The organism is Enterobacter sp. MEB024 (assembly GCF_030209635.1).
Taxonomy (GTDB): Bacteria; Pseudomonadota; Gammaproteobacteria; order Enterobacterales; family Enterobacteriaceae; genus Enterobacter; species Enterobacter ludwigii.
On the sequence record NZ_JARVRQ010000001.1, the window covers coordinates 212901 to 234159 of the forward strand.

At 56.0% G+C, this 21259-nt stretch carries 23 protein-coding genes; 9 read left to right on the plus strand and 14 right to left on the minus strand.

The features are described 5' to 3' along the window. Window positions 1–106 precede the first annotated feature (106 nt). Window positions 107–778: an iron efflux ABC transporter ATP-binding subunit FetA gene (gene fetA, locus QRN24_RS01025; RefSeq protein ID WP_047744107.1), complete on the plus strand. Its 672-nt coding sequence runs from the start codon at window positions 107–109 to the stop codon at window positions 776–778. After that, a complete protein-coding gene (gene fetB / locus QRN24_RS01030) occupies window positions 771–1553 on the plus strand; it encodes an iron efflux ABC transporter permease subunit FetB (RefSeq protein WP_020885171.1) in 783 nt (260 codons plus the stop codon). Before fetA ends, fetB begins: the two co-directional genes overlap by 8 nt. Window positions 1554–1602: 49 nt before the next feature. Here the strand turns inward: fetB and QRN24_RS01035 are convergent, their stop codons facing one another. Genes QRN24_RS01035 through tesA form a run of 3 tightly spaced genes read right to left on the minus strand, consistent with a single transcriptional unit; the run spans window position 1603 to window position 3938 of the window. Further along, the gene (locus QRN24_RS01035; protein WP_020885170.1) at window positions 1603–2457 is read right to left on the minus strand and encodes a co-chaperone YbbN; all 855 of its coding nucleotides are present in this window, start codon (window positions 2455–2457) and stop codon (window positions 1603–1605) included. Window positions 2458–2515: 58 nt separating this feature from the next. Further along, entirely contained in the window at window positions 2516–3325 is an 810-nt protein-coding gene (locus tag QRN24_RS01040; RefSeq protein WP_014168929.1) for an SDR family oxidoreductase, read from the minus strand. Beyond that, window positions 3315–3938, minus strand: a complete 624-nt coding sequence (gene tesA / locus QRN24_RS01045; RefSeq protein ID WP_025206538.1) for a multifunctional acyl-CoA thioesterase I/protease I/lysophospholipase L1 — start codon at window positions 3936–3938, stop codon at window positions 3315–3317. Before tesA ends, QRN24_RS01040 begins: the two co-directional genes overlap by 11 nt. On the opposite strand from tesA, the gene ybbA reads away from it, so the two are divergent. The 3 genes from ybbA to QRN24_RS01060 all read left to right on the plus strand — a co-directional run bounded on the left by ybbA (window position 3909) and on the right by QRN24_RS01060 (window position 8334). Next, complete coding sequence (gene ybbA / locus QRN24_RS01050; protein WP_014168931.1) at window positions 3909–4595, plus strand: putative ABC transporter ATP-binding protein YbbA; 687 nt, start codon at window positions 3909–3911, stop codon at window positions 4593–4595. The genes tesA and ybbA overlap by 30 nt on opposite strands. Next, a complete protein-coding gene (gene ybbP, locus QRN24_RS01055; protein ID WP_079231346.1) occupies window positions 4592–7006 on the plus strand; it encodes a putative ABC transporter permease subunit YbbP in 2415 nt (804 codons plus the stop codon). The genes ybbA and ybbP overlap by 4 nt, the downstream gene beginning before the upstream one ends. A gap of 182 nt (window positions 7007–7188) precedes the next feature. After that, window positions 7189–8334, plus strand: coding sequence for a porin (locus QRN24_RS01060; RefSeq protein ID WP_014168933.1), 1146 nt, complete (start codon window positions 7189–7191; stop codon window positions 8332–8334). 70 nt (window positions 8335–8404) lie between these two features. On the opposite strand, the gene mnmH is transcribed toward QRN24_RS01060, so the two are convergent. The 6 genes from mnmH to ppiB all read right to left on the minus strand — a co-directional run bounded on the left by mnmH (window position 8405) and on the right by ppiB (window position 12913). Next, window positions 8405–9475, minus strand: a complete 1071-nt coding sequence (gene mnmH, locus QRN24_RS01065) for a tRNA 2-selenouridine(34) synthase MnmH (RefSeq protein ID WP_284942225.1) — start codon at window positions 9473–9475, stop codon at window positions 8405–8407. Window positions 9476–9559: 84 nt separating this feature from the next. After that, window positions 9560–10627: a 5-(carboxyamino)imidazole ribonucleotide synthase gene (purK, locus tag QRN24_RS01070; RefSeq protein ID WP_040016808.1), complete on the minus strand. Its 1068-nt coding sequence runs from the start codon at window positions 10625–10627 to the stop codon at window positions 9560–9562. Then, window positions 10624–11133 carry a 5-(carboxyamino)imidazole ribonucleotide mutase gene (gene purE, locus QRN24_RS01075; RefSeq protein WP_020885164.1) on the minus strand — a complete coding sequence of 170 codons (510 nt, stop codon included), beginning with the start codon at window positions 11131–11133 and terminating at the stop codon, window positions 10624–10626. Before purE ends, purK begins: the two co-directional genes overlap by 4 nt. Before the next feature lie 212 nt (window positions 11134–11345). Next, on the minus strand, window positions 11346–11555 hold the full coding sequence (locus QRN24_RS01080; protein ID WP_013095921.1) for a YdgH/BhsA/McbA-like domain containing protein: 210 nt from the start codon (window positions 11553–11555) through the stop codon (window positions 11346–11348). Between the two features lie 137 nt (window positions 11556–11692). Continuing rightward, on the minus strand, window positions 11693–12415 hold the full coding sequence (gene lpxH, locus QRN24_RS01085; protein ID WP_221716599.1) for a UDP-2,3-diacylglucosamine diphosphatase: 723 nt from the start codon (window positions 12413–12415) through the stop codon (window positions 11693–11695). A gap of 3 nt (window positions 12416–12418) precedes the next feature. Next, on the minus strand, window positions 12419–12913 hold the full coding sequence (gene ppiB / locus QRN24_RS01090; protein WP_014168939.1) for a peptidylprolyl isomerase B: 495 nt from the start codon (window positions 12911–12913) through the stop codon (window positions 12419–12421). 174 nt (window positions 12914–13087) lie between these two features. Here ppiB and cysS point away from each other — a divergent pair, with 174 nt between their 5' ends. Next, window positions 13088–14473 carry a cysteine--tRNA ligase gene (cysS, locus tag QRN24_RS01095; protein ID WP_020885161.1) on the plus strand — a complete coding sequence of 462 codons (1386 nt, stop codon included), beginning with the start codon at window positions 13088–13090 and terminating at the stop codon, window positions 14471–14473. A 78-nt stretch (window positions 14474–14551) separates the two neighbouring features. On the opposite strand, the gene QRN24_RS01100 is transcribed toward cysS, so the two are convergent. The 5 genes from QRN24_RS01100 to folD form a co-directional block, all read right to left on the minus strand. After that, the gene (locus QRN24_RS01100; RefSeq protein WP_025204825.1) at window positions 14552–15073 is read right to left on the minus strand and encodes a metal-dependent hydrolase; all 522 of its coding nucleotides are present in this window, start codon (window positions 15071–15073) and stop codon (window positions 14552–14554) included. 72 nt (window positions 15074–15145) lie between these two features. Next, window positions 15146–16162 carry a Mal regulon transcriptional regulator MalI gene (gene malI / locus QRN24_RS01105; protein ID WP_014168942.1) on the minus strand — a complete coding sequence of 339 codons (1017 nt, stop codon included), beginning with the start codon at window positions 16160–16162 and terminating at the stop codon, window positions 15146–15148. A gap of 84 nt (window positions 16163–16246) precedes the next feature. Continuing rightward, window positions 16247–17746, minus strand: a complete 1500-nt coding sequence (locus QRN24_RS01110) for a PTS transporter subunit EIIC (RefSeq protein WP_284942226.1) — start codon at window positions 17744–17746, stop codon at window positions 16247–16249. Between the two features lie 218 nt (window positions 17747–17964). Next, a complete protein-coding gene (gene ybcJ, locus QRN24_RS01115; protein ID WP_014168944.1) occupies window positions 17965–18177 on the minus strand; it encodes a ribosome-associated protein YbcJ in 213 nt (70 codons plus the stop codon). A 1-nt stretch (window position 18178) separates the two neighbouring features. Continuing rightward, window positions 18179–19045: a bifunctional methylenetetrahydrofolate dehydrogenase/methenyltetrahydrofolate cyclohydrolase FolD gene (gene folD / locus QRN24_RS01120; protein WP_014168945.1), complete on the minus strand. Its 867-nt coding sequence runs from the start codon at window positions 19043–19045 to the stop codon at window positions 18179–18181. Window positions 19046–19355: 310 nt separating this feature from the next. On the opposite strand from folD, the gene fimA reads away from it, so the two are divergent. The 3 genes from fimA (at window position 19356) to fimC (ending at window position 21259) form a co-directional block, all read left to right on the plus strand. Continuing rightward, entirely contained in the window at window positions 19356–19919 is a 564-nt protein-coding gene (gene fimA, locus QRN24_RS01125; protein ID WP_196355981.1) for a type 1 fimbrial major subunit FimA, read from the plus strand. A 67-nt stretch (window positions 19920–19986) separates the two neighbouring features. Beyond that, window positions 19987–20532, plus strand: coding sequence for a type 1 fimbrial protein subunit FimI (fimI, locus tag QRN24_RS01130; RefSeq protein WP_020885157.1), 546 nt, complete (start codon window positions 19987–19989; stop codon window positions 20530–20532). Window positions 20533–20566: 34 nt separating this feature from the next. Beyond that, window positions 20567–21259 carry a type 1 fimbria chaperone FimC gene (fimC, locus tag QRN24_RS01135; protein WP_020885156.1) on the plus strand — a complete coding sequence of 231 codons (693 nt, stop codon included), beginning with the start codon at window positions 20567–20569 and terminating at the stop codon, window positions 21257–21259.

Genomic DNA, 21259 nt, shown 5'->3' on the forward strand with positions numbered 1-21259 from the left:
TACCGGTAAAACCTTTACTCCAGCCATCGACACACCCTATTCGCGCTGCGTTCGTGAAAGGATTATTCTACGCGTGGTTGCAATAAAGGTGGTTACAGGATGCATGATGAACAATAAAAATACGCTCTTGCAGGTCAGGGATGTCGGTTTTCGTGTGGCAAATACCACGATCCTTCAGCATGTCGATTTTTGTCTTTCCCCGGGTGAGTTCAAACTGATAACAGGGCCGTCAGGCTGTGGTAAAAGCACGTTATTAAAGATTGTCGCTTCACTGCTCAGCCCTACTGAGGGCGCTATTCTGTTTGAAGGGCAGGATATCGCGACACTGTCGCCAGAAAGCTATCGCCAGCAGGTCTCTTACTGCGTGCAAACCCCTTCGCTGTTTGGGGAAACGGTTTATGACAACCTGGTCTTTCCGTGGCAAATCCGTCATAAAACGCCGGAGCCAGAAAAATTTATCGCCGATCTGGCCCGCTTTGGCCTGTCGAAAGAGACGCTGACTAAATCCATCAATGAATTATCGGGCGGCGAAAAGCAGCGCGTTTCGCTGATTCGCAATCTGCAGTTTTTGCCGAAGATATTGTTACTGGACGAGATCACCAGCGCGCTGGATGAGGTGAACAAACGCAACGTTAACGAGATTATTCATCGTTACGCAAGCGAGCAGAATATTGCCGTGCTGTGGGTTACGCACGATTCAAACGAAATTACCCATGCGGATGACGTCATTACGCTAGAGCCGCAGGGCGGGAAAATGCAGGAGGCAAACCGTGGGTGAGCATAATATTACGAATACGTCGCTGGCGTTTTCGATGGTACTGGTACTGATCGCTATTGTGGTGAGCTACCGGGAAAAGCTGGGTCTGGAGAAAGATATTATCTGGAGTATCTGCCGCGCGGTTATCCAGCTCATTATTGTCGGCTATGTGCTGAAGTATATTTTTAACGTCAACCACGCGGTGCTGACGCTCCTGATGGTGTTGTTTATCTGCTTTAACGCGGCGTGGAACGCGCAGAAACGCAGTAAGTATATCGATAAGGCGTTTGTCTCATCGTTTATCGCCATTACAACCGGGACGGCGCTGACGCTGGCGGTGCTGGTGGTGTCCGGCTCAATCGAGTTTACGCCGATGCAGGTTATCCCTATTTCCGGGATGATTGCGGGGAACGCGATGGTGGCTGTAGGACTGTGTTACAACAACCTCGGCCAGCGATTTAGCAGTGAACAACAGAAGCTGCAGGAGAAATTAAGCCTGGGGGCGACACCGAAAATGGCCTCGGCGGTACTGATCCGCGACAGCATCCGCTCGTCGCTGATCCCAACGGTGGATTCCGCAAAAACGGTTGGGCTGGTTAGCCTGCCGGGAATGATGTCGGGGCTGATTTTTGCCGGTATCGATCCGGTCAAAGCCATTAAATATCAGATCATGGTGACCTTTATGCTGCTCTCTACGGCCAGCCTGTCGACCATCATTGCCTGCTATTTAACCTATCGGAAGTTCTACAACGCGCGCCATCAGCTGGTGGTGACGCAGTTGAAAAAGGCGGGGTGACCGCCTCTTGTGCAGGCCCGGTGAGCGCTAGCAGCACCGGGCCAGTTTATCAGTAGAGCAGGGCGTACAGCTGACGGCGGTACGTTGACGCCAGCGCATCGCCGGTGCCCAGCGCGGCCAGGATCTCCTGGAACATTTTCCGCGCCTGACCGTCGGCGGCACCCAGATCGTTTTGCAGATGGCTGAACAGCAGTGCCAGCGCTTCTTCGTTACGTCCCACCTGATGCAGCTGCAGCGCCAGCTGGCTTGCCAGCGCGGCATCGGTCGGGTTATCGGCAACCTGCTGTTGAAGCTGCTGGATCTCCGGCGTATCCGCCGCCTGTTTCAGCAGATCGATCTGCGCGACCAGACCCTGATAACGGGTATCCTGATCCTGCAGTGGAATGGTCTTCAGCACAGCTTCTGCATCGTCGGAACGGTGCAGGGCAATCTGCGTTTCCGCAAGGAGCAGGCCAATCTGGCTGTCCTGTTTCGACAGCTGCCACGCCTCTTTGAGCAGCGGCAGCGCTTCGTCGTATTTGCCTTCCTGCATCAGTCTCATGGCTTCCTGCGCCTTCAGCTCTTCCTCGCGCGGCAGGACTTTATCCAGCAGGGCGCGGATCGCTTCTTCAGGCTGTGGCCCCTGGAAGCCATCAACAGGTTGCCCATTCTGGAACAGATAGACGGTTGGAATCGCGCGCAGGCCAAACTGAGACGCCACCATAGGCTCAGCGTCACAATCCAGTTTGGCGAGAATGAACTGGCCATTGTATTGCGCGGCAAGGCTTTCGAGTACCGGCGTCAGCTGCAGACAGTGTTGACTACGCTCAGACCAGAAGTAGAACAGCACCGGTTTGGTCATGGACTGTTCGAGGGTCTGTTGCAGGTTTGCTTCAGTAATATTGACGATATTCTGTACGGACATGCGGCCTTCTCTTTTATCGGTTTGTTATTTACATGGGGGTTAGCGACGACGCTTCAACTCAACCGTGTAAAATTTTGTCCATCATCCGGCCCGGCAGCAGGCGTTTTAACCAGCCTACCGCATGGGTTACCAGCGTCACCGGATAGCGCATTTTTGGGTTTTCGCTCTCAAAAGCATGGCGCACTTTAGCGACGACTGCTTCCGGTCCGAGCGTAAAGCGTGCGGCGATACCGGGATTTTCGACCGGTTTATCCGCCTGGGTCTGGTTAACGTTTTCCGTAAAGCGGGTGCGGATAGGGCCCGGCTCGATCAGGCTGACCTTAATGCCGCTGTGACGCAACTCCATGCGCAGGGCATCGGACCAGGCCTCCAGCGCATATTTGCTGGCGGCATAGGCCCCGCGGCCCGGCGTTGAAATCAGCCCCATCACGGAGGAGGTCATCACAATGCGTCCTTCACCGTGCGGCAGCATGGCGGGGAGCAGGCGCATGGTGAGCTGATGGACGCCAAAGAAATTGGTGGAAAACTGTTTTTCCAGCTGCTCGCGGGTGAGCGTGTCCAGGGGACCATACACGCCGTAACCGGCATTGTTAAAAAGGCCGTACAGACGGTTGTCGGTCAGGGCCAGCACCTCATCGGCTGCGCGTTCCACGCTTTCCGGTGAGTCTAAATCCAGTAACACACCGGTAAAGCCCAGCCCGTTCATGCGTTCGACGTCGTCGGGTTTACGGCAGGCCGCCAGTACCCAATATCCCTGACGCTTCAATTCGAGTGCACTTTCAAGACCGATTCCGCTGGAACATCCTGTAATTAAGACCGATTTTTGCATAACTTTACCTGTCAGGATCTCCGCTGAATTAGGAGTCATGTTTAACTAAAGGGGCCAGCCGTGTTGCCATCCAGTCGGCAATAAACGGCTGCGCATCGCGATTGGGGTGGATCCCATCGTCTTGCATCCACTGGGGTTTGAGATAGACCTCTTCCATAAAAAATGGCAGCAGCGGAATATCAAACTCGTTGGCAAGCTTTGGGTAGATCGCGCTAAAGGCTTCATTATACCGACGTCCATAGTTGGCGGGCAGGCGAATTTGCATCAGCAGCGGTTGCGCATTCGCGGCCTTAATATCCTTAAGGATCGTGCGCAGGGTCTGTTCCGTTTGCTGAGGCTGGAAACCACGCAAGCCATCATTACCGCCCAGCTCAACCAGCACCCATCGCGGTTGATGCTGTTTGAGTAAGGCTGGCAGGCGCGACAAGCCTTGCTGCGAGGTATCACCGCTGATGCTGCCATTAATAACCGTTGTCTTACTCTGCCATTTGTCATTGAGCAGAGCTGGCCAGGCCGCGTTGGCCGCCATGCGATAGCCTGCACTCAGGCTGTCACCGAGAACCAGTAACGTGTCCGCTGCCGCCGCGCGGAAGGTCATCAGGATTAAAAACAGGAAGGGCAAATGCCAGCGGAAAACATTGTTGAAGTTCATCGTCTTAAGAAGTCCGTCGGTCAGGGGGAACACGAGCTTTCCATCCTCACCGGAGTTGAACTCGTTGTCAAACGCGCCGAAACCATTGCGCTGATTGGCGAGTCCGGCTCCGGGAAGTCCACGCTCCTGGCCATTTTAGCCGGTCTGGACGACGGCAGCAGTGGAGAGGTCAACCTGGTCGGGCAACCGCTGCATCAGCTTGATGAAGAGGCGCGTGCCGCGCTCCGTGCACGTCATATCGGGTTTGTCTTTCAGTCCTTCATGCTGATCCCGACGCTCAATGCGCTGGAAAACGTTGAACTGCCGGCACTGCTGCGCGGCGGTAACAGCCGTGAAAGCCGCGCCCACGCCAAGGCATTGCTGGAGCAACTAGGGCTTGGCAAACGCCTCGACCATCTTCCGGCACAGCTTTCCGGCGGGGAGCAACAGCGTGTGGCCCTGGCCCGGGCGTTTAACGGCCGCCCGGACGTGCTGTTTGCGGATGAGCCTACCGGAAACCTCGACCGAAAGACCGGGGATAAAATTGCCGACCTGCTTTTTTCGCTCAACCGCGAACACGGGACCACGCTGATTCTGGTGACCCACGATCCGCAACTGGCTGCCCGCTGCGACCGTCGCCTGCGGCTGGTTAACGGTGAACTGCAGGAGGAAGCATGATTGCCCGCTGGTTCTGGCGCGAATGGCGCTCGCCCACGCTGTTGATTGTCTGGATGGCGTTAAGCCTGGCGGTAGCCTGCGTGCTGGCGCTGGGCAGCGTCAGCGATCGCATGGAGAAAGGATTAAGCCAGCAAAGCCGCGAGTTTATGGCCGGAGACAGGGCGCTGCAAAGCTCGCGTCCCGTCCCGCCGGGCTGGCTTGACGAGGCGCGTAAGCGTGGGCTGAAGGTGGGGGAACAGCTGAGCTTTCAGACCATGACCTTTGCCGGCGATACGCCGCAGCTGGCGAGCGTCAAAGCCGTCGACGACCTTTACCCGCTGTACGGTGAACTGCAGACCAGCCCGCCTGGGTTAAAGCCGAAACCGGGCACGGTGCTGCTGGCGCCACGTTTAATGGCGCTGCTGAACCTGAAAACGGGTGACAGCATCGACGTGGGTGACGCCACGCTCAGCATCGCCGGGGAGGTGGTTCAGGAACCTGACTCCGGCTTTAACCCGTTCCAGCTTGCCCCGCGCTTGCTGATGAATACCGCTGATGTGGCGAATACCCATGCCGTGCAGCCGGGAAGCCGCGTTACCTGGCGCTATAAGTTTGCGGGAACGCCCGCCCAGCTTGACGCGTATGAAAAATGGCTGCTGCCGCAGTTAAAACCAGAGCACCGCTGGTACGGACTGGAGCAGGACGAAGGGGCGCTTGGTAAATCTCTTGAACGTTCTCAGCAGTTCCTGCTGCTTTCAGCGCTGTTAACCCTGCTGTTGGCCGTGGCGGCGGTGGCGGTGGCCATGGGGCACTACTGCCGCAGCCGATACGATCTGGTGGCGATCCTCAAAACCCTCGGCGCGGGCAGCGCCCAGCTGCGTAAGCTGATTGTCGGCCAGTGGCTGATGCTGCTGGTGTTGTCAGCACTCACCGGTGGGGCGATGGGGCTGCTGTTTGAAAAGCTGCTGATGGTCATGCTGAAACCGGTACTGCCTGCCGCACTTCCACCGGCCAGCCTTTGGCCATGGCTGTGGGCGATTGGCGCGATGATGGTGATCTCGGTGCTGGTGGGGCTTCGCCCGTATCGGCTGTTGCTCGCGACGCAGCCGCTGCGCGTGCTGCGCCGTGACGTGGTGGCCAACGTCTGGCCGCTGAAGTTCTATCTTCCTGTCATTGTTGCGGTGTCGGTTGGGTTGTTGGCCTGGCTGATGGGCGGCAGCACGCTGCTGTGGGCCGTACTGGCCGGGGCGGTGGTGCTGGCGCTGCTGTGTGGTGTGGTCGGCTGGGTGCTCCTAAATGTGCTTAAAAAGCTGACGGTGAAGTCGCTTCCCGTGCGGCTGGCGGTGAACCGTCTGCTGCACCAGCCCTGGTCTACGCTGAGTCAGCTGTCTGCCTTTTCGCTGTCGTTTATGCTGCTGGCACTGCTGCTGGTGCTGCGCGGCGATCTGCTGGATCGCTGGCAACAGCAGCTTCCGCCGGAAAGCCCGAACTATTTCCTGATCAATATCGCCCCTGAGCAGGTGACACCGCTGAAGACGTTCCTGGCGGAACACCAGATTGTGCCGGAGTCGTTCTACCCCATCGTCCGTGCGCGTCTGACGCAGATCAACGGCCAGTCCACGGAGGGAAACAAGGATGAATCGCTTAACCGCGAACTGAACCTGACCTGGCAGGAGAAACGTCCAGATCACAACCCGATTACCGCCGGCAGCTGGCCGCCGAAAGCGGGTGAAGTGTCGATGGAAGAGGGGCTGGCGACGCGCCTGAACGTCAGGCTGGGCGACAGCGTGACCTTTACCGGCGATACGCAGGACTTTAGCGCTAAGGTCACCAGCCTGCGTAAGGTGGACTGGGAAAGCCTGCGGCCGAACTTCTTCTTTATTTTCCCCGCAGGCGCACTGGACGGACAGCCGCAAAGCTGGCTCACCAGTTTCCGCTGGGAAAACGGCAACGGTATGCTGACCCGGCTGAACCGCGAATTTCCGACGGTCAGCCTGCTGGATATTGGCGCGATCCTTAAACAGGTCGGGCAGGTGCTGGAGCAGGTCAGCCGGGCTCTGGAGGTCATGGTGGTGCTGGTGACGATCTGCGGCGTACTGTTGCTGCTGGCCCAGGTGCAGGTCGGGATGCGGCAGCGTCATCAGGAGCTGGTGGTCTATCGCACGCTCGGGGCGAGTAAGCGACTGCTGCGCACCACGCTGTGGAGCGAGTTCGCCCTGCTGGGGCTGGTCTCGGGTCTGGTGGCGGCGATGGGTGCTGAGACGGCGTTAGCCGTGCTGCAGACCCGCGTCTTCGATTTCCCGTGGGAGCCTGACTGGCGACTGTGGTTCACGCTGCCGGTCTGCGGTGCGGTGCTGCTGTCGCTGTGCGGCGGCTGGCTCGGCACGCGATTGCTAAAAGGCAAAGCGCTGTTCCGTCAGTTTGCCAGTTAGTTCAAATCCGTGATAATTACGCACCGGTTTATCTGCTGGTACGTAATAATTTAGCAGCACAAATCGGTAATACCCATGCGTTTAGTAGCACAAAACATTAAAAACCCGCGCACACAGCAAGATTATTTCCAGTTAATATTCACCTGCTAAATATTTAGCAGCGTGTCTATAAAGGAAAAATAATGACTATAAAAAAATCAGCGCTGGCAGTAACAATTGGCGCAGCAGTGGCATTGACCTCCTTCGCATCTCAGGCGGAAATCACGGTTCTTAAACAAGACCCTCAGGCAGGTAACCCGCTGAGCCGTCTTAACTTTACCGTTGGCGGCAGTATTCGTCCTCAGTTCAACATGATGACGGGCGACGGCGATAAAGGCTCCTACAAACGTAATGGCTTCGACGGCGGCACCCGTTTCCGTTTCGCAGCAGATTACTATCTGTTTGATGACATCAGCTGGATCAGCTACTACGAGCTGGGTGTGAACATTCCGGCGCTGTTCAACTGGGATAACCACTACGCTGAAGGTGCTAACGACACCTCTCGCCGTATGCTGTACACCGGTCTGAAGAGCGACACCTGGGGTACGCTGACCTTCGGTCAACAGAACAGCGTTTACTATGATGTGGTTGGCGTGAAAACCGATATCTGGGACTACGACATGATTGGTCAGGCTCCAGGTAACGGGATCAACGGTGACTACGACGGCTCTTATCGTTCACGCAAAATGCTGAAATATAAGAAAACCGTAGGCGATGCGGATATCTATGCATCCTACCTGTTTGAAGACAGCGAATACCTGCCGGGCAATGGCCTGCGTTACAAACGTAAAGGCGGCGGTTCACTGGGTCTGGATTACCACCTGACCACCGATCTGACCTGGGGCGCAGCGTGGAACTACACCCGCGCGGACATGCGTAACCCGGACAACGGCGACAGCAAATCTTACGACCAGAATATCCTCGGTACCGCGCTGAGCTGGACGCCGGATAACTGGACCTTCTCGGCTGGCGGCGGCTGGTACCAGAACTTCCTGACCACCAAAAAAGTGTCTACTGACAACTACTTTGCCGGTGATGCATGGGGTATTGAATACTTCGCAGGGTACAAATTCCCAATCGATCAGTATGCGGTGAAATCCATCCAGCCTTACTTCATGGGTGACCGTATTGAGTACGTGAATGGTCGTAACTACCAGCGTATCGATAACGGTGTGGGTGTTAGCGTCCAGCTGGACTACGGTTTCCGTGTTGATTACGAACACGTGTTCACCTCCAGCACGGATAACCTGGGCGACATGAACCTGGTGCGTCTGCGTTACGACTTCTAAGTTCAGTCCGCAGGGGAGTCACCCCGATATGAAAACGGCAACCCTGGGTTGCCGTTTTTTTGCGCGTGATTCAGCGATTGAGCCAGTCAGCCACGTCCTCAAACGTTCCGCGATACACAATCTTCTCCGCCTTTTTTGCCAGCTGCCAGGTGTACATCGGGTCGTAATAGTCGTTCAGCAGCGGGGCAAGCCAGCGCAAATGCGCGTCGGTGCTGCCAGAACGTTGTTGCTCCTGCAGGGCGGAATCCAGCAGCGCCGTAAAGTCTGCAAAGCGCTGCAGCCCCAGACGGCGGCGAATGGCAAACAGGCCGTGGTGCAGGTATTCGCTGTACGCTTTCCAGCCCGCCTCTTCGCCAAAGGCAGCAGAAAAATCCGCCCACATATGGTCGAAATACTCTTCACGCAGGCGTTCAAGACGGACATCAAACGGGTCTTCTACCACCACAACAGGTGACTGGACCATGCGGTCGCGCAGGCATTCCGGCAGGTGGTTGGAACCAATCATCCGCCCTTCATCCTCCAGCACCCAGCGTGCGGCCTCTTTTTTCAACAGCACGACGGCGAGCTGATTTTCGAAGCTCGCCTGCGAAAGCTGTGGTGTAAGCGTGCGGCCAAACGACGAGCCGCGATGGTGTGCCAGCCCTTCCAGATCCACGCCCTGCGCGTGCTGTTTCACCAGCAACGTTTTGCCGCTCCCAGTACAGCCGCCGATCAGCACCATCGGTTTTTGCACCTGCTCAGCGGTTACCTCAATCGCGGTCTGACGCAGCGCTTTATAGCCGCCTGCGATCAGCGGGTAATCCACGCCACGCGCTTTCAACCAGGCCTGAGTGATATGCGAGCGTTGACCGCCACGCGCGCAGCAGAGGTAGCCGGTGGGGTGGGAGAGACAGGCTTCGCGCCAGGCGTTAATGCGCATCTCACGGGTACTGCCTGCGACCAGGCTATGGCCGAGAGCAAGCGCAGCGTCCGGCCCCTGGCGTTTATAGCAGGTACCGACGGCGGCGCGTTCATCATCGTTCATCAGAGGCAGGTTGATTGCCGCAGGCATCGCGCCCTGGGCGAATTCGATCGGCGCGCGAACGTCGATTAAAGGGGTATCGGATGCGAGGATCGCGCGATAGTCCGTTCCATCGTTCATGGTTTTTCCAGAAGAAAACTAAGCTGCAATGGGCGGGGATTGTACGCCGGGGAGGGGGAAGGTCAACTCCCCGGCAGAGGAGTATTACTTAAGCTTTGATTGCGCCCAGATAATTCCGCTCGCGTATTCCGGCGGCAGGAGAGGAATAATCGCTTCCAGTGTGGCGCTCAGACGATCGGTGTCGGTATCGTTCAGGTTCAGGTGACCGACCTTACGACCCGGACGCACCTCTTTGTCATACCAGTGCAGATGCACCAGCGGCAGCTTGAGCCAGTCGTAGTTCAGATCGGTACCGATCAGGTTGATCATCACCGACGGGCTGTTCACCACCGGCTGCGGCAGCGGCAGGTCAGTGATGGCGCGCAGGTGCAGCTCGAACTGGCTGATGGACGCCCCGTTTTGGGTCCAGTGACCGCTGTTGTGAACGCGCGGTGCCAGTTCGTTAATCAGCAGACCGGACGGCGTGACAAAACACTCCATCGCCATGACGCCGACGTAACCGAGTTCGTGCATGATGGCAGAGAGCATCTCTTCTGCCTGCGCCTGCTGTTCAGCACTGGCCTGCGGGAATGCAACGCTGGTACGCAGGATCCCGTCCTGATGCAGGTTATGCGTCAGCGGATAAAAAACGGTATGACCGTCCTGCCCGCGAGCGCCCACCAGCGAGACTTCACCGCTGAAGTTAATGCCCTGCTCAACGATGCACTCCCCGTAGCAATCGTCCGGCAGCTCGTGAGTGTCATCGGCGCGCAGACGCCACTGTCCACGACCGTCGTACCCGCCGACGCGACGCTTCACAATTGCCAGCTCGCCCAGCATTGCGAATACATCCTTCCACTCGCTTTTATCGGACAACAGCTGCCACGGCGCAGTCGGCAGCCCGAGCTTATCGAACAGCTGCTTTTGCGTCAGACGGTCAGCAATAATGGGAAAGACGTCGCGGTTAACGAAGGCATTGTGACGCGCCAGCTCGCGCGTCAGGGCCGTTTGTGGCCAGCGTTCAATCTCCGCGGTGATCACACTCTGGTGAAACGGCACGGCTTCCGGTTCGTCATCCAGCCCGACGGGCCAGACGGCAATACCCAGCGGCTCGCCGGCCTGACGCAGCATACGGCCTAACTGACCATTACCGAGGACGCATACCTGCTTCATGCCGCACCCCGCGGGTCCGGATTGTCCAGCACCTCGTCGGTCTGGGCTTTACGCCAGTCCGCCAGACGCTGATGTAACGCTTTATCGTGAGTCGCCAGGATCTGCGCGGCGAGCAGGGCAGCGTTGGCAGCGCCCGCTTTACCAATGGCCAGCGTGCCGACCGGAATGCCACGCGGCATCTGAACGATGGAATAGAGGCTATCGACACCACTTAACGCAGCGCTTTGCACCGGAACACCCAGAACCGGTACCAGCGTTTTGGCGGCAATCATGCCTGGCAGATGTGCTGCGCCGCCCGCACCGGCAATGATCACCTCATAACCCTTCTCTTCGGCGCTTTCGGCGAAGCTGAACAGTTTGTCTGGTGTACGGTGTGCGGAGACCACTTCAACGTGGTGCGGAACATTCAGGATTTCAAAGATTTCGGCGGTGAACTGCATGGTAGCCCAGTCGCTTTTGGACCCCATCACGATGGCGACACGCGCCGGATTATTGCGGGAAGACATGCGTCTTAAAACTCCTGTGGTGCGAAACACACTGCTTTCGAGGGCACAGAGAATAGCATGTAATAGGGGCAAGGAAAACGGTTGCGCGGTTAAAAACTGAGCCGTTGTGGCTCTCAGGAGATAACAAAACAGACCGCGTTCTGGCGGTCTGTTTTATCAGGCATCGATGTGCTTTGATGTGCTTTTGACGGACGGCACGGTCAGCAGACGTCTTATTTGGTCAGTTCTGCCGTCATGTGAACGCGGTTGTTAAACTGAGCGCTGGTGATTTTGTAAGACGCGCCCTGTTCAGCAGCCTGAGCGGCAATTTTCGCTTCTGCGCGGTCAAGGGTAGAGGCCGTGGCGCTGACGCTCTGGGCGAAAGAACCGAAAGAGATCAGAGAGAGTGCGGCAACTGCAACGAAAGTTTTGATGGATTTCATGGTCGTATTCCTTAAATGTTTTATCTGGGATAGGGCGTGTTGCCCTGATGTGATAAATAATAGGCCGACCACGGGCTGATTAAAATCGAAACAATTTGCCGATATTGTTCAAAAAAATAGAATGATTTTTTGGCGGATTAAAACGGGAAAGCGATCAGTTCCACACCGTCAGGCGTGACGCTGACCATTGAACCTTCGCTGTGCCAGGCCCCCAGGACGACGCGGTGGGCCGCTTCGCCGTTGGCGGTAAGGGTATGCACATCGGGACGATGAGTATGACCGTGGATCAACCACTGAACGCGGTGTTTTTCCATGACCCTGACTACCGCCTGGGGATTAACGTCCATAATGGCCATGGATTTGCCGCTGTTGGCGGCCTTACTGTCGGCACGCATTCTGGCTGCGATCCGCTTGCGGATAAACAGCGGCAGAGCCAGGAATAGTTTTTGGATCCACGGGGTATGAACCTTAGCGCGAAACGCCTGATAGCCGGTGTCGTCAGTGCAAAGTGTGTCACCGTGCATGATTAACACCTTTCGGCCATAAAGGTCGAGCACCCGCTCTTCCGGCAGCAGCGTCATGCCGCTTTCGCGGGCGTAGCGCTTGCCGAGCAGGAAATCACGATTGCCGTGGATAAAGAAGCAGGGGACGCCGGAATCGACCAGCGCTTTAATGGCTGCCGCCATCTCACGGTGCAGCGGGTTGGGATCGTCGTCGCCAATCCAGGCTTCAAACAGGTCACCCAGAATGTAAAGTGCATCGGCACTTTTCGCTTCACCGCGTAAAAAACGCAGAAAACCGGCGGTGATCGCCGGTTCTTCTGTTTGCAGGTGCAAATCTGCAATAAAGAGTGTCGCCACGAATTACTCGCTGACGGTCACGCTGTTAATCACGACGTCTTCTTTTGGAACGTCCTGATGCATGCCGCTGCGGCCGGTCGCCACGGCTTTGATTTTGTCGACTACGTCCATCCCTTCAACCACTTCTGCAAAGACGCAGTAGCCCCAACCCTGCAGGCTTTCGCCGGAGAAGTTCAGGAAGTCGTTGTCAGCAACGTTGATGAAGAACTGGGCTGTTGCAGAGTGAGGAGCCTGCGTACGCGCCATCGCCAGCGTACCACGGGTGTTTTTCAGACCGTTGTTCGCTTCGTTTTTGATCGCTTCTTTCGTCGCTTTCTGGTTCATGCCAGGTTCGAAACCGCCGCCCTGGATCATAAAGCCGTTGATCACGCGGTGGAAAATAGTGTTGTTGTAGAAACCTTCGCGGCAGTAGTCCAGGAAGTTTTTAACTGTTTCAGGCGCTTTGTCATCAAAGGTTTTGATTACGATATCGCCATGATTAGTGTGGAAAGTAACCATTTTTGCATCCTGTTCCGTTATTGTGGTACGTCGACCCGCGTTTGGGTCATCTATAGGGGCTTGTTATAGCATAACCACAGGATGCGATCACCTTGCATTGTGTGCTGCTTCAGGTTTGAATTACAGGTAGAATAACCGGTTTTCAACCACACACGTGTTTACATGGAATCTTCGATGTTAAAAATCTTTAATACAATGACGCGCCAAAAAGAGGAATTTAAACCTATCCATGCCGGGGAAGTCGGCATGTACGTGTGTGGTATTACGGTTTACGATCTCTGTCATATCGGCCATGGCCGTACCTTTGTGGCATTCGACGTTGTCTCGCGCTACCTGCGTTTTCTGGGCTACAACCTGAAATACGTGCGTAACATCACCGACATTGACGACAAAATCATCAAGCGCGCGAACGAAAATGGCGAAAGCTTTGTTGCGCTGGTGGATCGTATGATCGCGGAAATGCACAAAGATTTCGACGCCCTGAATATTCAGCGTCCGGACAGCGAGCCGCGTGCCACCCACCATATCCACGAAATTATCGACATCACCGAAAAGCTGATCGAACGTGGTCACGCCTATGTGGCCGATAACGGTGACGTGATGTTCTCCGTGCCGACTGACCCTACCTACGGTCAGCTTTCCCGTCAGGATCTGGATCAGCTGCAGGCCGGTGCTCGCGTTGATGTGGTGGACGTGAAGCGTAACCCGATGGACTTCGTGCTGTGGAAGATGTCCAAAGAGGGCGAACCAAGCTGGCCTTCCCCGTGGGGCGAAGGGCGTCCTGGCTGGCACATTGAGTGCTCGGCGATGAACTGCAAACAGCTGGGCAAACATTTCGATATTCACGGTGGCGGTTCGGATCTGATGTTCCCGCACCATGAAAACGAAATTGCACAGTCAACCTGTGCGCATGGCGGCGAGTACGTGAACTACTGGATGCACTCCGGGATGGTGATGGTTGACCGTGAGAAGATGTCTAAATCTCTGGGCAACTTCTTCACCGTGCGCGACGTGCTGAAATATTACGATGCGGAAACCGTGCGCTACTTCCTGATGTCTGGTCACTATCGCAGCCAGCTGAACTACAGCGAAGAGAACCTGAAACAGGCGCGTGCGGCGCTGGAGCGTCTGTACACTGCCCTGCGCGGTACCGATAAATCTGTACCCGCGGCAGGCGGTGAGGCGTTTGAAGCGCGCTTTATTGACGTGATGAACGATGACTTCAACACGCCGGAAGCCTACTCCGTGCTGTTTGATATGGCGCGTGAAGTTAACCGTCTGAAGTCAGAAGATATGGCGGCGGCGAATGCATTGGCCTCCCATCTGCGTAAGCTCTCTTCGGTACTGGGTCTGCTGGAGCAGGAACCGGATCTGTTCCTGCAAAGCGGTGCGCAGGCGGACGATAGCGAAGTGGCGGAGATTGAGCAACTTATCAACGCGCGTCTGGAAGCGCGTCAGGCGAAAGACTGGGCGGCAGCAGATGCCGCGCGTAACCGTCTGACGGAAATGGGCATCATTCTGGAAGATGGCCCGCAGGGAACCACCTGGCGTCGAAAATAATTCTGGTGCGCGCTGATGCCCTCTCCCACCGGGAGAGGGTGCAAACACTAAAACGGCAACTGGGTTGCCGTTTTGCTTTTACCTCCGCTTCCACCACAACAGCCCCATCAGCACAACCCCTGGCAGCCACACCCACAGCAGCTCCGACATAATCACCTGATGCCCGTAGGGCGTGGTATAGCGTGACAGCGCAAACGGCGCGACCTTAATGACCTGCCACGGTGCAAAAAACCGTTCATCTGACCACGGCCACAGCCAGCCGACGCCTTTTCCCCCGGTGGTGATGGAATCCAGCAAGCTGTGCGACAGCAGAGACACGGTTAAGAACAGCCAGCAGCGGGTCAGACTTGCCCGAAACCATCGTCGGCCCATCAGTACGCAAAGTATCGGCACCACAAAGGCAAACAGCAGGGAGTGGGTAAAGCCGCGGTGGCCGAACACATTGCCGTAGGCAACGCCGAACTTAAACGCCAGCACGTCGGCGTCCGGCAGCATGGCGAGGACGACGCCGGCAAACAGCAGGCGGGGAGGGATGATTTTACTTCCCAGGCCTAAACCCAGACACAAAGGCACTGCAGCGTGGGTGATAACGGTAGGCATTGCAATTATCCATGGCAAAGCAGGGAAATATAGCAGCGAATGGGCGCAATGAGGATGGTGTTAGCGTCTTATTTACGCCGATTCCCGGGCAATAAGCTGCCCGGAAAGGGTGATACGCTGTGTTTGCAGATCCGGCTCTTTTAACTTGCGGATGATCAACCCCGCCGCCTGACGCCCCGTCTCCTCACTGGCGGAGGAAACGTAGGTAAACGAGGGAGACGTCAGGTTCACGTGCAGCATATCTTCAAAACCGACCAGCGCGACCTGCTGGGTGAGAAACACATCTTTCCCCACGGTGCGCCCCACCTGATGAATGCCGGAGATGGAGCCGATCATCGCATCCGGCGAGTGGCAGAGCAGGGCGGTAATGGTGTTGTTTTTTTCCAGCAGCTGGCGGGTGGCGAAACCTGCGGCCAGCGTGTCATCGCTACACGCAGGCGAGTATTCCTCACGCCAGACCAGGCCGTTCTGGGTCATCGCGCTGCGAAAGCCGAGCAGACGTTGCTCGCGGATAAGGCAGCCTTCACGACCCCCAATGTAGGCAATGTTGCGGTGCCCGCGCTCGATAAGATAACGCGCGGCAAGGTTCGCCGCCTGGCGGTTGTCGCGCATCACCAGATTACATTTTTCATCCAGCAGGGACTGAGAGACCACCACCAGCGGCAGCGGGCACTGGCGGATGTGTTCCGGCAGCGAGGATGCCCGGGTGTCAGAGGCCAGATAGATAACGCCGGCGACCCCCTGCTGTTTAAACGACAGCAGGCAGCGCTCAAGATGTTCATGGTCGTTCAGCGGCTGGCCGAGGAAAACCATATACCCCTGTCTCTCCAGCTCCTGGACGATGCTCGCCATCACCTTAATGGAAAAGCTGTCGCTAAAGTCGCGCAGGATCAGGCCAATCAGGTTGGAGGTGTTGGCGCGGAGGTTGGCAGCGGCGACGTTGTGAACATAGCCCAGCGTAGTGATGGCAGCATTGACCTTCGCGATCGTTGCGTCTGAAATCTTCCCTTTCTGGCGCAGCACCAGCGACACGGTGGAGACCGAAACGCCCGCATGCTTTGCGACATCAATGATGCTGACTTTCTTCAAAACCGCTCCCTGAAATTTACCGATTATCAGCCAGATAAGACAACGTCCCCCAGCGTACAGGAGACGTGTCGTTCAGGCATCTTATTATTTGCCAATCATGGTGGACATGGTCTGGGCGATAAACTGTGCTCTGGCACCGAAAATCACCTGAATACCGTTATCACCGACGAACACTACGCCGCGGGCGCCAAGGCCGTTCAGACCGTCCTTATCAACCGCTTCACTTTTTGCCACTTCCAGGCGCAGACGGGTGATGCAGGAGCCGACGGAGTCGATGTTGTGCGCGCCGCCCAGCAGGTTGATGATCTCTGTAGCGAGTTCTGAATCTGACTTATCGTCCGCACTGGCGGTCACTTCTGTACGGCCCGGCGTTTTCACGTCGAAACGACGGATCACAAAGCGGAACGTGAAGTAGTAAATCAGGCCCATCGGAATGCCGATAATAATGGCGTTCAGGAAGTTGGTTTTGTAGCCGTTAAATGACGGCAGGATCCCGAACGACAGGTAGTCGATAAAGCCCGCAGAGAACGACTTGGCGATATGCGCATGCAGCAGATACATGGTCATGTACGCCAGACCGGCCATGATGGCGTTAAAGATGTACAGAATAGGGGCGACGAAGATAAAGGTAAATTCAACCGGCTCGGTGATCCCCGTCAGGAAGCAGGTGAGCGCCGCAGAGAACAAAATACCGGCCGCGATTTTCTTATTTTTGGTGTGCGCTTCGTGGTACATCGCCAGACACGCCGCAGGCAGCGCGAACAGCATCAGCGGGAATTCACCCTGCATGAACTTACCGGCGTTCTGGTAGCTGTCACTGCTGAAGGATTTGACCCCTTCTTCGAGCATCTTAAACCAGATGGTCTGGTCGCCGTGAATCACCTGACCGGCCTGGGTGGTGTAATCCCCAAACGAATACCAGAAAGAGGGATACCAGATGTGGTGCAGGCCGAGCGGGATCAGCGCACGTTCCACCAGACCGAAGATAAAGGTCGAGGCTGCCTGATTATCGCCATTAACCACCACGGAGAGCGCATCGATGCCCGCCTGGATATGCTGCCAGACATACGGCAACAGCAGGCCGAGCAGGAAAGAGAGAAACGCTGTCGCAATCGCTACAAAGCGTTTTCCGGAGAAGAACCCGAGGAACTCTGGCAGCTGCAGGGTGTGGAAACGGTTATAGCACCAGGCGGCGAGAATCCCGCAGATCAGGCCGCCGAAGACGCCCATCTGCAACGTCGGGATGCCGACCACCATCGCGTATTTGCCGCCCTGAGACGCCATTTCCGGCGTGATGCTCAAGACGGTGCTGATGGTGATGTTGGTGACAAACACCGAGACCGCCGCCGAGAGCGCGGCAATGCCGGACTCGGATGCCAGCCCCACGGCGGAACCAATGGCAAACAGCATCGGCAGGTTATCAAAGATAACCCCGCCCGCGTTCATCATCAGCGGCAGGTGAAACTTATCGCCAAAGGCCAGCAGCAGGCCCGCAGCGGGAAGCAGTGAAATTGGCAGCATTAACGCGCGACCAATCATCGATAATTTAGAGAGCGATTTAACAAACCCTGATATCAGACTCATGCTGATTTCCCCCGAGTAGCGCTTTTTTTGCGCTGTTATTGTAAGTAGAACGTTTTAGTAGAACGTTCTACTTATCGTGGGGAAAGAGTGAAAAACGCGCAACAGAATTTTCACTTTTCAACAGATGAAATAGTGATTATTTGAAGTCGATCGATAATTAACCGTGATGGGTGTGGGGGAATGTGGGTTCCCTCTCCCGACGGGAGAGGGGGAGAGCATCAGGCGGTCACCGTCACGGTTTGCCCTTCAAAGCTCACGGTCTGACCCGCGACAATTTTGCAGCGCTTGCGGGTTTCCACTGCGCCGTCCACCTTAACAAGCCCGTCGGCAATGGCGATTTTGGCCTGTGCGCCGCTTTCGGTCCAGCCTTCCAGCTTCAGCAGATCGCACAGCTCAACGTGCGGGTGTTTACCTAATGAAAATGTGGCCATCTTACGCGTCCTCTACGTCGTGGTACTCTTCGCATGCCTGCAAAGTATTCTGAATCAGTGTGGCAACGGTCATCGGGCCTACGCCGCCCGGTACTGGGGTAATGTAAGAGGCGCGAGCCGCAGCATCTTCGTAAACCACGTCACCGACCACTTTCCCGTTTTCCAGACGGTTAATACCGACGTCCACAACGATCGCGCCTTCTTTAATCCATTCACCCGGAATAAAGCCCGGCTTCCCGACCGCCACGATCAGCAGATCGGCGTTTTCTACGTGATGACGCAGATTTTTGGTGAAGCGGTGGGTCACGGTGGTGGTGCAGCCAGCGAGCAGCAGCTCCATGCTCATCGGACGGCCGACAATGTTTGATGCGCCAATGACCACGGCGTTCAGACCGTAGGTATCGATGTTATAACGCTCCAGCAGCGTAACGATACCGCGCGGCGTGCACGGACGCAGACGCGGGGCGCGCTGGCACAGACGGCCCACGTTGTACGGGTGGAAACCATCAACGTCTTTGTCGGGGGCGATACGTTCCAGCACCTTCACGTTGTCGATGCCGGCTGGCAGCGGCAGCTGAACCAGAATACCGTCGATCGCGTTGTCGGCATTCAGAGTATCAATAAGTTCCAGCAGTTCTGCTTCGCTGGTGGTTTCCGGCAAATCGTAAGAGCGGGAGACGAACCCCACCTCTTCACACGCTTTGCGTTTGCTGCCGACATAAATCTGCGATGCCGGGTTGCTGCCGACCAGCACAACGGCCAGCCCGGGGGCGCGTTTTCCGGCAGCTTTACGCGCCTTCACTTTTTCCGCGACCTCAGAGCGCACCTGCTGCGCAATCGTTTTACCGTCAATAATCTTTGCTGCCATCAGAGAGAAGATTCCGTCTGTAACGTTTGAAAGGGGGGATTGCCTGTATTTTGTCAGAAGCGAGCGCCGCTGTCAGTCACCCTTTGCGAGTTTTCATCAGGAGGCCGTAAAAACCCTTCTGAGGGGATGGTCAATTTCTTAGGCAGGATTAGGATGTGACCTGGCGAAATGACAGCGTTTTGACATATTTTAAAATACATTCATGAGCTACTTTGTCTCCTCCGAAATAAGCTTTCAATTAATCAATTGAACGTATTTCTTATTCCCGATTATTCGCGGGAAGGGTTATTTACATTTTAAAGGAATAGACATGAAACTCAGCAACATTGCTTCTACTGTTATTGCTACTCTGGCCCTGGTTGCGGGTGCCGCAAATGCAGAAGATCCAGTCACTCCGGTTACCGTAAATGGCGGTACCGTACACTTTAAAGGTGAACTGGTTAATGCTGCATGTTCAGTAAATACTGATTCTTCCGAGCAGACGGTTAACCTGGGCCAATACCGTACCGCGAAGTTCACGAAAGTGGGTGACACCACCTCTAATATTCCGTTCACCATTGAACTGAATGATTGTGACCCGCTGGTTGCGAAAACGGCCGCAGTTGCGTTCACCGGTCAGATCGACGCGACCGACAAAACCCTGCTGGCGGTAACCTCTGGTAACAACGACAACTCCGCGAAGGGCGTGGGCATCGAGATCCTCGACAGCAAATCCACCACCCTGACTCCAGATGGTTCAACCTTCTCTGCCGCGCAGAACCTGATCGAAGGGACTAACACCCTGAACTTCACCGCGCGTTACAAATCAACGGCTGCGACCACCGAGCCAGGCCAGGCAAACGCTGACGCCACTTTCGTAATGAAATACGAGTAATTCCTCCGCACAGGGATGTTCAGGCCTCAGGGAAGAGGCCGTCATACGCAAAGGCCAGGAACGAAGGATGACAAGGACCGGAACACTACTGCTGTTAACCCTTGCGATGGCCTGCCAGGCCTCAGCACATACCGTGGTAATCGACGGCGGCAAAGTTCATCTCAGAGGTGAGCTGGTGAACGGCGGCTGCGCCGTGGCACCCGACAGCCAGAACATGCGCATCGAAATGGGGCAGTACCGAACCAATTCATTTTCCGGTGTGGGCAGTTTTTCCACGGTCAATGTGCCCTTCACCGTGCGGCTGCTGGACTGCAGCGTGGATGTCTCGCGCACCGTGGGGATCCAGTTTCAGGGCGTTACGCCAGCAGAAGATCCGCAGGTTTTTCTGGCGACATCGCGGCCAGGTGAATCACCGATAAGCAGCGGCGTCGGGCTGGCTCTTTTTGACGAACAACAACGTCAGATTATCCCGAACGCAACGGCCGTCAGCTGGTTGCCGGTGAATACCAGTGAGCTTGCGTTTCATTTTAGCGCCCGCTATCGGGCTATTTCCGAACACCTCGTGCCAGGCAATATTCAGTCGGATGTCTGGTTTACGTTGATTTATCCATAACACCTGCGAACACATTATTAAAGGTACGGTTGTGATGAATACCCTAATTAAACCAGGACTGTTTTTATCGTTAATTTTAATGATGGTTTCTGCATGCGCAAATGCTTCCGGCGGTATTGCGCTGGGGGCCACCCGCGTTATTTATCCGGCAGATGCAAAGCAAACTTCGCTGGCGATCACCAACAGCAATAAACAAGAGCGCTATTTAATCAACGCGTGGATCGAAAATGCGAACGGGCAAAAAGAAAAAACCTTTGCCGTGACCCCGCCGCTGTTTGTCAGCGAGCCGGACAGCGAAAATACGCTGCGCATTATTTATGCCGGGCCCGCGCTGCCTGCCGATCGTGAATCGCTCTTCTACATGAACGTGAAAGCGATCCCGTCCGTGAACAAAGCGAAAACGGAAAACAATAACGTGCTGCAGCTGGCTATCCTGTCGCGGATCAAGCTGTTTGTCCGCCCGACAAATCTGCCGATGCAGCCGGAAGAGGCGCTCTCGCAGCTGCGTTTTGAGCGCGTCGGCAACCACCTCAAAGTCAGTAACGCTTCGCCGTATTACATCACGCTGGTCAATATGAAGCTGGGCGGACAGACGCTGGATAACCTGATGGTTGCGCCTAAAAACTCGGCGCAGCAGGTACTGCCAGCCGCCGCAAGCGGTACGCTCTCCTGGCAGAGCGTGAATGACTACGGTGCCATTACGCCGGCGCGTAGCGTCAACCTGTGA

Excerpts from the sequence above, each read along its gene's own strand:
- fimC (WP_020885156.1), top strand. The coding sequence starts at position 20,567 with ATGAATACCCTAATTAAACCAGGACTGTTTTTATCGTTAATTTTAATG.
- ybcJ (WP_014168944.1), bottom strand. The coding sequence starts at position 18,177 with ATGGCCACATTTTCATTAGGTAAACACCCGCACGTTGAGCTGTGCGAT.
- fimI (WP_020885157.1), top strand. The coding sequence starts at position 19,987 with ATGACAAGGACCGGAACACTACTGCTGTTAACCCTTGCGATGGCCTGC.
- cysS (WP_020885161.1), top strand. The coding sequence starts at position 13,088 with ATGTTAAAAATCTTTAATACAATGACGCGCCAAAAAGAGGAATTTAAA.
- ybbA (WP_014168931.1), top strand. The coding sequence starts at position 3,909 with ATGCCAGCGGAAAACATTGTTGAAGTTCATCGTCTTAAGAAGTCCGTC.
- fimA (WP_196355981.1), top strand. The coding sequence starts at position 19,356 with ATGAAACTCAGCAACATTGCTTCTACTGTTATTGCTACTCTGGCCCTG.
- QRN24_RS01080 (WP_013095921.1), bottom strand. The coding sequence starts at position 11,555 with ATGAAATCCATCAAAACTTTCGTTGCAGTTGCCGCACTCTCTCTGATC.
- mnmH (WP_284942225.1), bottom strand. The coding sequence starts at position 9,475 with ATGAACGATGGAACGGACTATCGCGCGATCCTCGCATCCGATACCCCT.
- QRN24_RS01040 (WP_014168929.1), bottom strand. The coding sequence starts at position 3,325 with ATGACTCCTAATTCAGCGGAGATCCTGACAGGTAAAGTTATGCAAAAA.
- QRN24_RS01035 (WP_020885170.1), bottom strand. The coding sequence starts at position 2,457 with ATGTCCGTACAGAATATCGTCAATATTACTGAAGCAAACCTGCAACAG.
- purK (WP_040016808.1), bottom strand. The coding sequence starts at position 10,627 with ATGAAGCAGGTATGCGTCCTCGGTAATGGTCAGTTAGGCCGTATGCTG.
- QRN24_RS01110 (WP_284942226.1), bottom strand. The coding sequence starts at position 17,746 with ATGAGTCTGATATCAGGGTTTGTTAAATCGCTCTCTAAATTATCGATG.
- QRN24_RS01060 (WP_014168933.1), top strand. The coding sequence starts at position 7,189 with ATGACTATAAAAAAATCAGCGCTGGCAGTAACAATTGGCGCAGCAGTG.
- tesA (WP_025206538.1), bottom strand. The coding sequence starts at position 3,938 with ATGAACTTCAACAATGTTTTCCGCTGGCATTTGCCCTTCCTGTTTTTA.
- ppiB (WP_014168939.1), bottom strand. The coding sequence starts at position 12,913 with ATGGTTACTTTCCACACTAATCATGGCGATATCGTAATCAAAACCTTT.
- ybbP (WP_079231346.1), top strand. The coding sequence starts at position 4,592 with ATGATTGCCCGCTGGTTCTGGCGCGAATGGCGCTCGCCCACGCTGTTG.
- purE (WP_020885164.1), bottom strand. The coding sequence starts at position 11,133 with ATGTCTTCCCGCAATAATCCGGCGCGTGTCGCCATCGTGATGGGGTCC.
- folD (WP_014168945.1), bottom strand. The coding sequence starts at position 19,045 with ATGGCAGCAAAGATTATTGACGGTAAAACGATTGCGCAGCAGGTGCGC.
- QRN24_RS01100 (WP_025204825.1), bottom strand. The coding sequence starts at position 15,073 with ATGCCTACCGTTATCACCCACGCTGCAGTGCCTTTGTGTCTGGGTTTA.
- fetA (WP_047744107.1), top strand. The coding sequence starts at position 107 with ATGAACAATAAAAATACGCTCTTGCAGGTCAGGGATGTCGGTTTTCGT.